Raw genomic sequence first — 13,490 nt, 5'->3', positions numbered from 1 at the left:
GCGCAGCGGCAACTCTCCGCACATGCCCTGCGTCCGGCGAGACGTCAGTCGTCCAGCCCGAAGTCATCCTCGGCGATGCGGCGCAGGTCCTCGAGGCGCTCCTCGGAGAGCCGCAGATCAGGGTTAGCCCTCCCGGCGTCGGAAAAAGCGACCCCCTCGGCCTCCAGAATGATCCGGGGCTGGCCCATTCCCTCTTCGTTCCATGCGAAGTTTGCCGCGACTTCTCCTGCGGCGTTGAGAACACGATGAGCATTTGGAGCCGGATTCATCGTGGCTATCTTTTGGCCCAGCGGCTGCGCTGCGGTTCCGAGGACCCTTGCCAAGTCTCCATAGGTCGTCCAGTGCCCGCTCGGCAGCAGGAGCATAATCCTCTTGAGGAGTTCCCACAGGGGGTTCTCCTCGACTTGGGCGCTCCGGTTCGCGATCGGACCGGGCCACGTCGAGACGATCATGTTGGCAAGATGTTCGCCGCGGCTACGGATCTCATCCGGACCCCATGCCGCATATCCTGCGATCTCGTGGTTCATCCGGATGCTGCTCGCGCCCAAAGTGGAGCGCTTCTTATCGAATGTACTGTTCCCCAGGCTCTCGTTGTAACCGGTGAGGGTGAGGTTGCCGAGCGTGTGGACAAGCCTGTCGTGGATGTCATCCACCTGGTCGGCCCCATATCGGGCTGCGAGTTCGGCACGCCATTCGGGTGAGAGTGTCTGCGGCATCACGTGTTCGATGGTGAGCGACTTCGGGTCGACCGTCTCTTTCGAACCGAGCAGCCGCTCGGTCCACAACAGGAGGGTCTTCCGCTGGGCCGCCCTGCCGTTTGTATAGAGAGGCGCGGTCTGGATGGCTTCCCTCAGAACCTCGTCGGACGCATAGTGCTTCCTGCCTACGGACAGGTACTCGCGAAGAGCCTCGTCGACCGGCCTGTTCCTGTCCAGTTCCTGGACGGCCGCCGGGAACAGCCGGTTGAGTCCCTGCGTGGCCCGCCCCACGAGGAATCTACGGACGAAAAGCGACTCGATAGAGAGAAGCGCGCGTGCCATCTGCTGCGATGTCGCGTGGCCCTCGTCGCGGAGGACGAGAAGGTGGAGGATGAGCGAGGCCGGGGTAACCGAGTCCCATTCCGCGAGCCGTCGGAGCCTCTCCCGGACGTCCGGGTCGGTCTCGGCGTTGGGATGGAGGATCAGATGGTAGAGACGGCCGAGCCGGGCGAACCGCTCGACCTCGTCGACCATCTCCTGTTCCGTCTGCAGCTTCTCCAGCCGTGCCTGCTGGCCCACGAAGGTCTGGGTCTGCTTGGCCGTCGGTTTCGTGTGCAGCAGATCAAGCCAGAAGAGGGTTTCGATCCGTTCGTTGTCGACAAGGCTCTCCTGCAGCGGCAGCCAGAAGCGCTTGTACACTTCCTCGCCGCGATGCGGGAGACGCATGAAGATGTAGTTGCGCAACAGGTCGCCCTGCGTCAGCTTGAGGCCGGTGTTATTCAGCGACTGGAAAATGCGGTGGACATTGTCGCCGGGATGGGTCGAGATCGAGACGACCGACAGCCCCGTCGTGACCGCTCGTGCGATCTGAAGAGCGTCGAGCTCTGCGGAGTCGGCGGCAGAGTCAGCGAGCCGCGTGCGGAAGAAGCGGTAGGCATCACCGATCCGGTCATCGCCGCCCGCGGACACGGAGCCTTCAATTACTTCGGCATATGACTTCCGGTCCGACTGCGTGGGCAGCAGCTTGATGAAGAACGGATCGTCGGAGTACTGGTTGGTCAGCAGCTGATTGTGGATCCTGTCGCCTTCCCGAGACGACGTAGCGGTGTTGCGGAGATGGTCTCGGATGGCCGCGAGCAGCAGCGTAAGAGTCGTGAGCCTCTGTTGGCCGTCGACCACCAGGTACCGGGTCACCCCACCGGCAACGCCCGCAGGGAGAGGGGCCAGGACCACGGACCCCAGGAAATGGGTCGCCTCCGGATCGTCGCGGAGATCGTCGGCCAACTGCCCGACGTCTTGCCACAGTTCTTTGAAGTTGTCGGAGCCCCACTGGTAAGGCCTCTGGTAAAGCGGTACGACGTATTGTGAAGTTCCCTCGAGGATCTTCTGGAGAGTGGTCTCCTGGGCCGCGACCATCGAGGGCGCCTCCAATATCTCGTCACGATGCTAAAAGGCACGTTGATTGGCGGGTGAGGTGATGACCGGCTCATCAGCAGTGCACAGATGACGCTAGCATCCCGAACTGACAGTTCTCGCACGCGACCCGCGGTCCGTCCTCGTGCCCCGTGGGAAGGGTGATTGAATGGATGGGCGTCCAAAGTGAAGGAGAACGGCTGATGGCATCGGTAACCCTTATGAAAGGGGCCAACAAGGTTGACGGTTCCCTCAAAGCCAAGGTCCTCGACTTCCTCTTCAAGCTACAGGAGAACGACACCTCGCCAGGCCTCCACATCGAGCCGATGAAGACGTACAAGGACTCGCGTGCACGCACGGGGCGGGTAGACCAGCAGTACCGCGCGGTTCTCTTCAAGCTCAACGCCGGACTTGAGCCGCATTACATCTATGCCGGGACGTTCAACCACGACGAGGCGATTAAGAAGGCGCAGACGAGCATCCTCGCCGTCAACCCGGTCAGCGGCATAGCAGAGATGATCAGCGAGCCCGCGGAGGCGTCGGCACCCCAGCCGGCCGCCGCCGTCGTGCATCCCGCCGGCAAGGCGACCCCAGCCTACGAGAACGGGCTCAAAAGGGCCGGGTATACGCCGTCGTACCTCCTCGACGAACTCGGCATCCCCGGGCGAACCAGCGCCGCGGCCATCGAGGCCCCTTCGCTGGAGGCATTCGAGGCGATTGTCACGGACGAGTCCGTCCCGGAGTGGCAGGGGCTTGTCCTGATCGACCTGGACGGGGGCAAGTCGCTCGCCGAGGTCAAAGAAGACCTTGGGATCGGCGAGTACGTCGATGATCCGACCAAGTCCGAGGACGAAAAGCTCGTCGCGGCGCTCGAGCATCCGGCCTCGAAGCTCGAGTTCACCTACGCGGAGGGGTCTGAGGACCTCAAGTACGTGATCGACAACGAGAGCTTCCAGGACTGGCTCGTGTTCCTGCACCCGGCGCAGGAGCAGTACGCCACCAAGGACCGCAGCGGGGCGTTCCGGCTGTCCGGCGGCGCGGGGACGGGCAAGACCGTCGTGGCGATCCACCGTGCTCGGCACCTTGCCGAGCAGTATCCGCACGAGCGGATCCTCCTGACCACGTACACGAAGACCCTTGCCGACAACCTGGCCCAGAATCTCGGCCGCCTCGACCCCGGGCTCAAGCAGAGCGACAAGATCGGCGAGACATCCGTGACCGTGACCGGCATCGACTCGGTCGCCGCCCAGGTGTGGGCCAAGGCGTCCGCCGAGGAGCAGTCCGCTGCCTCCGGACGAGTGCTGGGGACGCCGGAGGCCGCCACCATGAGCCGGACCAATGGGACGGACGGGTGGGCCGAGGCTCTTGATCAGGTCGACCACAAGCTGGAGCCGACGCTGGCCAATCCCGCGTTCCTAAGCCAGGAGTACCTCTCAATCGTTCTCGCGAACACGGTCACGGACCGTGACGGATACCTGATGGCTTCTCGAGCCGGACGCGGCACTGCGCTGAACCGGATTAAGCGCGTCGAGGTGTGGAAAGTCATCGAGGCCTACCGGCGGATCTGCCGGGCCAAGGGCTCTGTGAGCTACCCCGAACTCTCGGCGCTCGCTGCCGCGGTGCTGGACGTCCGCGCCACGCAGGTTGACCGGAATCGAAACGACGAGCCGGCGCGCCCGTTCGACCACGTGATCGCGGACGAGGCCCAGGATTTCCACGCCGGCCACTGGCTCCTGCTGCGCGCCCTCGTTGCTCCCGGTGCCAACGACCTCTTCATCGCCGAGGATTCCCATCAGCGAATCTACGGCCAGAAGGTTCCGTTGAGCCGGTTCGGGATCCAGATCGTCGGGCGGTCGCGTCGCCTCACGCTCAACTACCGCACGACGGCGCAGAACCTCGCCTACGCCGTCGGGCTCCTCTCCGGGGTTCCGTTCACCGACCTCGAATATGCCGAGGAGGATTCGTCCGACTACCGGTCGGCACGGAGCGGGCCCGCGCCCAAGCTCGCAGGCGAGCCCTCGCTGTCCCAGGAACTGGACAGCGCGGCCGGCTTGATCAAGGGGTGGACGTCGGAAGAGGAGCTCGGTGCCGAGAACATCGGCGTGTTGGTCCGGTCCGGAAAGCAGGTGGACCTCGTGGTCAGCGGCCTGATGGAGCGCGGCGTCCGTGCGCAGAAGGTGACCGGGGACAAGGCGGTCCATACCGGTGAGCCTGCAGTCATGACCATGCACCGGGCTAAGGGCATGGAATTCGCGAAGGTCATCCTCTTCGGTGTGGGCGACTCCCAGATGCCCATGCAGTGGGCGCTCAAGGACCTCGGCGAGGCCGAACGTGCCGACGCGCTTCTGCAGGAGCGCTCGTTGCTTTACGTGGCCGCGACGCGGGCGCGGGACGAACTCGTCGTTTCCTGGAACGGGAAGCCCTCGGAACTGCTGGGCGTTCCCGGCGCGCAGGTGGGATAACTTGTCAGCCGGTCCGGAAGAGGATCGGCTGGTATTTCGTCGGCTTCGTCATGAGCGTCCCCCCCCCCCCCGCTGGCCGCTGTTTACAGTCATAAATGCATATTCAAGTCACAGAGCCGTTTAAGTCATGATGAACGTTTGAACCTTTCGCCGGAGCTACTAGGACGACTTGATCTTAAGCACGCCGCTGATTGGAGCTGACAGCGTGAACCGGTATGGGGGTGAGCCTGGCTACACAGGCGTCCAGCCCGGTTGCTTGGCCTTGGATCCGCTGACGCCGTGATCCCAGAACAGTTGCCGAGGGCGATCCTTCACTCCAGCAGCCAATAGCGCATGCTTCTGCCCATCCATGCTCTGCTCTGCGGTGCTGACGCGCATATCTATTTCGATGTGCCCAAGGACGTGGTGCGAAATTTTGGTCGTTGCAGCTTCGCATATTCACAGAAGCCACTTATCACTTGCTTGATCGCAGAAACATTCGTCACTACCCCCAGATCGAGTGATTCATCTATCGCATAATCAGTATCAAACACATTTATGCGGTTTTGCCGGTTGTGAGACTGTGTGACAATTCCGGCGAACAGTGCACACTGCCGACTGATCAATTTGGAATCACGCAGAATCGTCTCCGTTCGCGCCACAAACAAGGGGCTCCCACTGCTGCCCGGAAAGACGCTTGCATCGATCAGGAATTCCGGCTTTCCATCAAAGTCGAGCGTTGCTGGGGTTGCCGTGACTCCCCGCCGAATTATCGGCGTTTTATTCACCGAGTCCCAGCGGCCGTCGGGAAATCCTATAAAGAAGACCTCCTCGAGTGCATCAAGTGATGCATATTCTTCATCTGAGGGAAACTCTGAGACCGGCAGAGCGCGCCAGAAGGGCTTGTAGCCTGGAAACTGATGCTCGAAATCTCGCAAAACGGCACCGAAGGGTATTATCGCGATGTCAACGTCACCGGTCGGCGAGAAGAAGCGTTCGCCTTCAAGCTGCATTTGTACTTTGACAGTGTCGCCTAGAGCGACCTTTCTTGCCCCTTCGCTCGCCGGCAGGTGTACGGAAATCTCGATGGCGTCATCGACGACATGTTTATTAGTGACAAGTACGGGTGTGATCGCCCCAGACGCCGACTCCAAGTCGACGATCACGCAGGTTCCCGTATTGCCATCTCCGTCCTCGTGTGTAGTAACGAGACGCAGCACGGAGAACATTAGGTCCTTGTACAGGGTATTCACATTCATAGTTCGAAACTGTATCGTCCGGGCTGGCATCCGCGAACAATTCCTGCCGTGTCCGCTGGCGAAACAGGGGCTCGGCCACAGTCGGCGACGGCAAAGACGGCTGCGGAAACTCACGCCTGAAACAAAAAACAGGACACGCCCACGGCGGCCTGAGACCCTGAGTCAACAAAAAGCCAGGGCAGACCCGCATCGCTCTCGATTGGCTGGCCCGCCTAGAATTGAAGTGAGAGGGCTCCGAGTAGGCGCCTTAGTTGAAGAGAAGGCAGCCGCTGCGTGAGAAACAAAATCACCGACACCACAAGACGCAATATCATTGATTCGTACCAGCTTGGGTCCATAGCTTGGTCGGGGTGGCTCAGTGAGCCGGACTTCCTGAGTCGCATTTTCAATCGGAATGAGATTCGGAGCGACGACACTGGATTCAAGAATGCCGATCAGGACATCCAGCAGCACCGGGTACGCAACCCGCATGACTGGGACGACGACTACGTGTTCACAGATCCGAGATTCAACGTCCGATGGGGAACCGATGGAATATTCATCCAATTTCTGGAGATGACTGTCCACCCCCTAGTCCGGGTTGCTGAGCAAGGCTCACATATCGTCGGCATCTACAACAACATTCTCCACGACCATGGGTTCCACCTGGTGGCCGATGGCGAAGCCAAGGGGCAACCGGTATATAAGGTCAAGGTCCGCGGTAGCTTCCACGGTGACATACCAAAAGCGATCGCCTGTCAACCGCTCCTGACCGAATCAGGTGTCCTGCACGAACATCTGGACCGAATCAAGAAGAGCATTGCCAATGATCCGGCCAGTGCAATCGCATCATCCAAGGAACTCCTTGAGAGCCTGTTCAAGCTGATCCTAGAGCAGGAACGAGTTGTATACCCTGCCAAGGACGATGTACCGGACCTGTACAGAAAAGTAGGAGAGGCCCTAAAAATTAACGCAGAGAGCGTTAAAGGCAGCAGCAAAGCAAGCCAGACTGTTCAGAAGATTTTCCGGACACTGACTACGACGGTGCAGGCCATCGCCGAGTTCCGGAATGAGATCGGAACTGGTCATGGGCGCACGACAGCAAGCATTGCCACGGAGGCGCACGCACGGCTGGCATTGAACAGCACTTAACGATCGCTGAGTTCCTGCTGGATACTCTTGGCCAGCGAAAGACCCAGAGAAAGGCATTTGAGCTGATCTAGGGCCAGACAAGTGGCTGTTCTATGTCGAGTCGTTGGAATAGTTTCTCTCGATCCGTCTCGTCGTCAGCGTGCTCACTGAACCACCCCCAGGCTTCATCCAGAGGTACCCAGAGGAAGCGCTGACTCACGCGCGACTTGTACCAAGCTGCGCGATCCTAGAATTTGTCACTGCTCCACGTGTGTGTCTTCCAGGTCCAGCCCGGGCTGAAGGGGCCCATGCCAAATGGGAGGTCTCCAAAGCCGCCCATGCTGGCAAAGGTGACCAACTCATGTGTTCGCTCTCCACGAGCAAGCGCCAGGGCCCCGACGGCGTACCCATGAGTCGCGCCAAGAATCTTGTCCTTCTCCGCCAATACGTTAATCCTTCGGCGCCTGAAATAGGCCTCGTGCAGGTCGTAAACTGCGTGAAGACCGAAGTGCGCTTCAATGGAGGCCGCCTCAATATCGATGCCTAGGCACGCGGACTTATGTCGCTCCGAGGCTAATTCATGGGCTTGAAGACTGAGCTGATAGGACTTCCGTACATCGTTCACGTTCACCGATTACGGTTCGCGATTGCTTGGCAGGTTTCCTGCATGGAGGTGCGGGTTCGACAGGATCCCGCTGCGGCCCCGTCCACCTGCTCAGCATCGACGAGCTGGGCTACACGGAATTGGACCGGCGCGGCGCCGAACTCCTCTCCAAGTCCTCAACGTCCAGTCCGATTTTGTTGGTCGACAAGGCTCCGCTCCTGAAAACCGGAAGGGCTTGGTCCCCGCAAATGTCGGTCGGCCCCTGATCCGCCTCCTGGTACGGGTCTAGATGTGAGTGTCGTGCGGCACTGGGTTAACTTGACCATCCGTCCGCTCGCGTTGGCGCTTCGAGACAACACCCGTGATTGGAAACACGGCCAGAATTAGAACCGCGAACATGCCGCTGCGAGCCAGAGAGCGGGCGCCTTTAGGGGACAGCTTGAGGTATGCAGCGGCCTCCATGTGCCCTCAATGGGCATAACCGGCCGAATCCACGCCACGGCTGCGGCTCTGGTGTTCGGCCCGCTCTTCTTCCCGGAGGCGGACCGGCTGGCCGGCATCGCCGCGGCCTTCGCCACCTTCGCGGTGGGATTCCTGGTGCGGCCGCTGGGCGTCGTCATCTTCGGGTACATCGGCGACATGGTCGGCCGGCGCCGAGATCTACTTGCGAAGTAGATAGTAAGTATCGCTCGCTATCCCAATCGGAATTCGTTCGCCTCGTTCTCGAAGGCTCCGCATATTCTCTACGCCGATGCCAAGAGTGCCGGATCGGGAACCGTTGGGTCTCCACGCAACGTCTCGACGAACGCCATCAATTACAACGGAAACTCGAGCGTTTGTGGAAGGGAAGGCATGCTTCGAGGAGGACGGAATTCTGAGGTTGCTGCGGGTCCTGTCCATGTCGGTGACCGGCTGGCTGCGCACGACCGCATCGAAGTCGGGGTCTTTGTAGCTATTGGGGAATACAGGCAGCGGGGCAGGCGCCGCAGCCGTGCCCACCGATTTGATCGTGTCGTTTTTCGTCAAGTCTTCTGGGTCCGACTTGTAGTGCAACAGACCGTGGCGCTTGTACACCCCTTTGGAAACTGCCACATTGGCGAAGGGGGCGACGCGTTCTGTATCGAATAATGCGGCCCGGTGCTCGGGGAGCACAGCCGCAGAATACGCCTGCAACATCGCCTGTTCTCGGCGGTCGACGTTATCACTCGCAGCGAAGTAAACGTACAAGTCTTCGAGATTTGCCAACGTCTTCAGCCACCAGCCGCCGGCATGTGGCGATCGAGCACCGAGGCGGGTGGAGTAGTACTGGCTAATACGGCTTCGCAGTGAGCTTCCAGCCAGGCCGACATATAGAACAGGATCGTTCGGGATCCAAAACGCCGCTAATCTCGCAGCTAGAGTTGCGGGTTCGGCCCGTTTGCCGTCGACAGAAAGGTGCGCTCGCACCGTCATTAGGGACGCGTAGGCTGAAGCCGAGGGTAGATATGCGGACGCATCGACCGCTTCAGCGTCGGGGTCTGGTGTTTGGGCGACACAGTAGAGCCCGGGCTGATCCATCGGTACTCGTTCGCCCCAACGAACAACGCCGCTGGGTGTTGCGCCTGCTTGAAGGAACAAGTCAGTGACGGATATGGGCATGACTTAAACATAGCAATTGACCTAGCACAGGCACGTCGCTCTCAGGGAGAGAGACCCTTTGGAAATCGGCGGTGAGCTCGGTGTCAGGGCTGGGTCCTCCATCGTGCTTTTTTCGAGGCTTAGTTAACGAAGCAGGTTGAGGACGTGTCACAAATCTTGACTGTCGTAGGCGTCTTTTAGAGTGAAATCATATTTCGATTCAGGCGTCGATGGTGTCGCCGTTCAGATGAACCTCTGGGGGAGCCATGGTTGAGGATACGTACACGCAGGAGCTATCCCGTGAGCAAAGCCATTTTGATAAGGCTCGGGCTGTCTACGATCTTTCCTTGTCGTCCGATAATCCGAGTGATTGGACAGTAGGAACCGGCCCCGAGCGACGGGCTATGAAGCGCCACGTTGAGTCCAAGGCGCGACTGGGCTCAGATGACCCGGTAGCCTTCGGGCGCATGGATCTTGATGACGGAGAGACTTACTACGTTGGCAAGGTTGCCGTCAGCGATGACAAGAGCGACAAGCTGGTCATTAGCTGGCAAGCGAAGATGGCAGAACGGTTCTACCAGTCGACCACAGAGGACAGCCTCGGCGTCGCGCGGAAGCGAGACTTCGCGACGACGCGAAATCACGTGGACGCCTTCAGCGACAAGGTATTTGCTGATCTCGTTGAGAAAATCCAGAGTCTGGATGAAGAAATCCGGACCGACGACGTCCTTCTGCAAAGCCTTGATGCGGGCCGCACCGGTCAAATGCAAGACATTGTCCGTACTATTCAGGCCGCGCAGGACAAATTGATACGTGCTGATAAGGATCAGCTCCTCATCATTCAAGGTGGACCAGGCACGGGCAAGACAGCGGTTGCTCTGCACCGAGCGTCTTGGCTGCTCTACACGTACCGTGATGAGCTTCCCGCGGAGGACATGTTGGTAGTGGGACCCAACCCTGCCTTTACTAAGTACATTCAGCAAGTCCTGCCTTCTCTCGGGGACCAACGAGTCCAACAGACGTCGATCCAAGAGTTGCTTGCCGGTGACCTTCCGGTGCGAGCTGCGGAACCCGACGCGGTGGCACGTGTCAAAGGCGCAGCAGAGATGGCCGACGTCATTGCGCAAGGCTTGAAAGAGCGCATTAAGGTTCCCGCCTCTCCGTTACGGGTTAAGCGCCGAAATTCCTCAGTTACTGTTAGCGTCATGCCAGAGGTATTGGCGGACGACGTTGAGCAGTTGAGATGGCAGCCATACGGACAGGCGCGAGATGCCTTTAAGGATCGCCTGCTTAGTCACTGCGCAACGGCCATCGGATTGCGAACAGGGCAACCAATAAGCGACAGCCTTGACCCTGTGTCTGTCGACGCCGCCGTGGACAGAGTGTGGCCCCGCCTCAGCAGCGCCCAATTCATTCGAGAACTTCTCGGATCTAAGCAGCGTTTGCGCAGCGCTGCAGCAGCCTACCTCAGCAGTGAACAGATCGAACTGTTGTATAGAAGTGCGGCGCAGAAGATGTCTGACGAGCCCTGGACGATTGCGGACCTTGCTCTGATCGACGAAGCGGAAGACCACATGTCAGGTAGTTCGGACCTGTGGGGACATATCGTCATTGACGAGGCCCAAGACCTTACGCCGATGCAGCTGTTCGCTCTGCGACGCCGGTCGAGGACCGGGTCCATGACGTTGGTTGGTGACGTGGCCCAGTCGACTGGGCCATTCGCCCGTGAGAACTGGGAAGAGGTAGCGGAAGCGCTGAAGTCAAGGCTCCCGGTAGTCGTTGAAGAGCTTCGTCATGGATACCGAGTGCCGAAAGAAGTCTTCGATGTTGCCGGCCGGCTATTGCCCTTGGCCGCTCCTGGTCTGCGACCACCGACAGTCGTGCGCCAAGCCAACGCCGCTCCTGAATTGTTCGACGTGACACGGCAGCAGCTGGCGATCGAGGTCGCCAAGGTTGCCAGCCATCACAGTTCTAAGGGGAGGTTTGTGGGCGTTGTCGCACCGAAAGGACTCTGGGAGGAAATCCAAGAGGCATTCGGTACGGAAGACCTTAAGTGGAGTGACTCAAGTGCTGGTCAGTTGGGTAGCTCGATCAACCTGGTTACGCCGGAAGATTCCAAGGGGCTGGAATTCGACTCGGTGATCGTGGTGGATCCACAGTCCATCCTCGATCAAGACAACGGGATCAGACTTCTTTACATAGCACTCACACGAACAACATCGAGGCTTGATATCTTGTGCCCAGCGGGGGACATTCCTCAGGTCATAAAGGATGGATTTCCGAAGGCGACCGTCATCGACAATCCAGAGCCCGAACAAGCACCACGACCTGAAGCCACGCCACAGGCCCGGCAAGCCAAAACTCAGGTGAATGGGAGTGAGGACGTTCAGTCGACGACACCACTCCCTGGTCCACATCTGACTAGCCGCGTTAAAAAAGCACAGCAGGATTCGCTGACACCGGTGGAACGCGCTCTGGTCGAGAAAAGTGCGGAACATCTGATGGAAATCGTTGTCAGCTTCTATGGGCGTGACATGCGCAGACCGATAGTTGAAGAAACTTTGAACAGGTTGGCGGCTATGGACTCCAGAGGAGAGCCCGAAGCGACCTCAGATCAAACACGGAACGGATGAGCTTCGGAGTTTCGGACAAGACATTTTAGATCACCCGGAGGCACTCAATTGGATCATCACATCTCAATCCGCGACGCCTACGAGAAGGGGTGGGCGTCTTCTGCCAAGAAAATCACATTTGGTATGTCTTTCTATACGGAGAAGTACGGTACGGACTATCTACCAGCATGGACTGCTGGTGCTTCCGATAAGCGCACTAGGAAGCCCAAGTGGTTCAGCTACGAAGACGCCGCTGCGGAAATTGCGGCCAACGTCGTCAAGGAGGCAGAATTTCAGACGAAGTCTGCGGCCAGGCAACGAGCAGGTACAAAATTCCCAGGTTTTAAGGACATGACCGATAGGGAATTGGAATTCTCCTGTGCGTCGCTGCCAGCTGGTGGCAGTGGGAAGACCGTCCTCCGGCTGCCCGCCGGGTCGGTAGTCAGTGCTGTAGAGCAGGAATGGGATACTTGGCTCCTCACAGCACGTAACGCAGAAGGCGAATACACCTGCACGGTAGGGTCCAATGATTTCACCCCATCGATTTTCACGTTGCGTGACCGTCTTCGTCGCTTGGAGGCAGTCATTGAGAAGTTCATTCTTGAAGCTTCGCGGACCGATGACGAAGGATTGGCCGTCCTGCTCCGACAGGCTGCTGAACGCGCCGCGCGGCGGCATGAGAAGACGCAGGCAAGGCTATCTGGTAGTCCAAACCTGAAATAGCGGCCGACCCAACGGCAACGAAGTAATCACGGAATTCAGGAAATCCGCCGAGCGTAGTCCTCCTTAACGACCTCGAGGTGGAGCCAGGAGTCGGTGCGGCTGACGGCGGGGAGGCTGCGGATTTCTTCGAGTTGGGCGAGGAGGTCGCGGGGAGACTGGGCGGCCAGGGTGGCGATGGCGTCGAAGCGCCCGACGGTTTGCGCGACGAACTCCACGTGCGATGAGCTGCGCAGGAGCTCGAGGACGGCGTCGTTGTCGCCTGAGAGATTCATGCCCACGCCCATGGAGAGCTGGCGGCCGCCGGCGCCGCGGGACTCCACCGCGCTGATCCGGATGATGCGGGCGTCCAGCAGCCGCTGCACCCGGGAGCGCACGGCGGTGGGCGTGAGCCCCACGGCGGCGGCCAAATCCCGGTAACTGGTCCGGCCGTCCTGCTGCAGGATCTCGATGAGCTGTGTGTCCACGCCGTCGATGGTTACCTCGCCTGCGTACTGCGAGATGAAGAGGCCCTTGACCACGCGGGTGTAGACCAGCGTGTCGATGTAGGCGACGTTGGGGTGTTCGCGGAGCTGGGTGAGTACGGCGTGCAGTTCGTCGTGGGTCGACACTCGGATCTCGGCAATCAGGTCATGGGTGCCGCCGACCGCGGAAACCAGTACCGCCTCCGACCATTCCGCCAGCCGCTGGGCAATATGCCGCACCGGACCGGAGGCCACCACGGAGACGTGGGCGATCACGTGCTGGCCGAGGAACGCCGGATCCACCGCGGCCACCACCCGGACCGTATGGCTGTCCAGCAGCTCCCGCAGCCGGGCGGAGACCGTCGCCCGCGGCAGGCCGAGTTCGCGCGCCAGTTCCTGGTAGCTGGCCCGGCCCTCCTGCTGGAGGGCGCGGACGAGTTTTGTGTCGATCATTTCGACGTGGTCCGCCAAAGTTTCCTTAACCTCCCAAGTGAGCACCGCCGTCGTCAATTATCCAGTGATACAGCGCACAAGCAAGCGCTTTCGGCAGGA

At 59.8% G+C, this 13,490-nt stretch carries 10 protein-coding genes and 1 pseudogene; 6 read left to right on the top strand and 5 right to left on the bottom strand.

Going from position 1 to position 13,490, the window contains the following annotated elements; genetic code table 11:
- Positions 1 to 44: 44 nt before the first annotated feature.
- Complete coding sequence (locus AC5RUK_RS10160; RefSeq protein ID WP_494152101.1) at positions 45 to 2,114, bottom strand: GmrSD restriction endonuclease domain-containing protein; 2,070 nt, start codon at positions 2,112 to 2,114, stop codon at positions 45 to 47.
- Between the two features lie 200 nt (positions 2,115 to 2,314).
- Between AC5RUK_RS10160 and AC5RUK_RS10155 the strand changes: the two genes are divergently transcribed.
- Positions 2,315 to 4,573 (top strand): 3'-5' exonuclease, encoded by a 2,259-nt coding sequence (locus AC5RUK_RS10155; protein ID WP_494152100.1) that lies wholly within the window; start codon positions 2,315 to 2,317, stop codon positions 4,571 to 4,573.
- Positions 4,574 to 4,804: 231 nt separating this feature from the next.
- Here the strand turns inward: AC5RUK_RS10155 and AC5RUK_RS10150 are convergent, their stop codons facing one another.
- Complete coding sequence (locus tag AC5RUK_RS10150) at positions 4,805 to 4,951, bottom strand: recombinase family protein (protein ID WP_494152099.1); 147 nt, start codon at positions 4,949 to 4,951, stop codon at positions 4,805 to 4,807.
- A gap of 2 nt (positions 4,952 to 4,953) precedes the next feature.
- Positions 4,954 to 5,811 carry a S1 family peptidase gene (locus AC5RUK_RS10145; RefSeq protein ID WP_494152098.1) on the bottom strand — a complete coding sequence of 286 codons (858 nt, stop codon included), beginning with the start codon at positions 5,809 to 5,811 and terminating at the stop codon, positions 4,954 to 4,956.
- Between the two features lie 273 nt (positions 5,812 to 6,084).
- On the opposite strand from AC5RUK_RS10145, the gene AC5RUK_RS10140 reads away from it, so the two are divergent.
- The 3 genes and pseudogenes from AC5RUK_RS10140 (at position 6,085) to AC5RUK_RS10130 (ending at position 8,200) form a co-directional block, all read left to right on the top strand.
- Positions 6,085 to 6,942: an abortive infection family protein gene (locus AC5RUK_RS10140; RefSeq protein WP_494152097.1), complete on the top strand. Its 858-nt coding sequence runs from the start codon at positions 6,085 to 6,087 to the stop codon at positions 6,940 to 6,942.
- Positions 6,943 to 7,605: 663 nt separating this feature from the next.
- Positions 7,606 to 7,692 (top strand): annotated as a pseudogene (locus AC5RUK_RS10135) (IS21-like element helper ATPase IstB); the annotation flags it as partial.
- Between the two features lie 304 nt (positions 7,693 to 7,996).
- Positions 7,997 to 8,200 (top strand): hypothetical protein, encoded by a 204-nt coding sequence (locus tag AC5RUK_RS10130; protein ID WP_494152096.1) that lies wholly within the window; start codon positions 7,997 to 7,999, stop codon positions 8,198 to 8,200.
- Here AC5RUK_RS10130 and AC5RUK_RS10125 read toward each other — a convergent pair.
- Positions 8,186 to 9,163 (bottom strand): hypothetical protein, encoded by a 978-nt coding sequence (locus AC5RUK_RS10125; protein WP_494152095.1) that lies wholly within the window; start codon positions 9,161 to 9,163, stop codon positions 8,186 to 8,188. The genes AC5RUK_RS10130 and AC5RUK_RS10125 overlap by 15 nt on opposite strands.
- A 245-nt stretch (positions 9,164 to 9,408) precedes the next feature.
- Between AC5RUK_RS10125 and AC5RUK_RS10120 the strand changes: the two genes are divergently transcribed.
- Complete coding sequence (locus AC5RUK_RS10120; RefSeq protein ID WP_494152094.1) at positions 9,409 to 11,775, top strand: HelD family protein; 2,367 nt, start codon at positions 9,409 to 9,411, stop codon at positions 11,773 to 11,775.
- 48 nt (positions 11,776 to 11,823) lie between these two features.
- On the top strand, positions 11,824 to 12,477 hold the full coding sequence (locus AC5RUK_RS10115) for a hypothetical protein (protein ID WP_494152093.1): 654 nt from the start codon (positions 11,824 to 11,826) through the stop codon (positions 12,475 to 12,477).
- Between the two features lie 35 nt (positions 12,478 to 12,512).
- On the opposite strand, the gene AC5RUK_RS10110 is transcribed toward AC5RUK_RS10115, so the two are convergent.
- On the bottom strand, positions 12,513 to 13,448 hold the full coding sequence (locus AC5RUK_RS10110) for an Lrp/AsnC family transcriptional regulator (protein WP_494152092.1): 936 nt from the start codon (positions 13,446 to 13,448) through the stop codon (positions 12,513 to 12,515).
- Positions 13,449 to 13,490: the final 42 nt, after the last annotated feature.

This window comes from Arthrobacter sp. Y3223065 (genome assembly GCF_059090885.1).
Note: the sequence above shows the minus strand (reverse complement) of the source record. Positions and strands in the feature narration are given on the sequence as shown.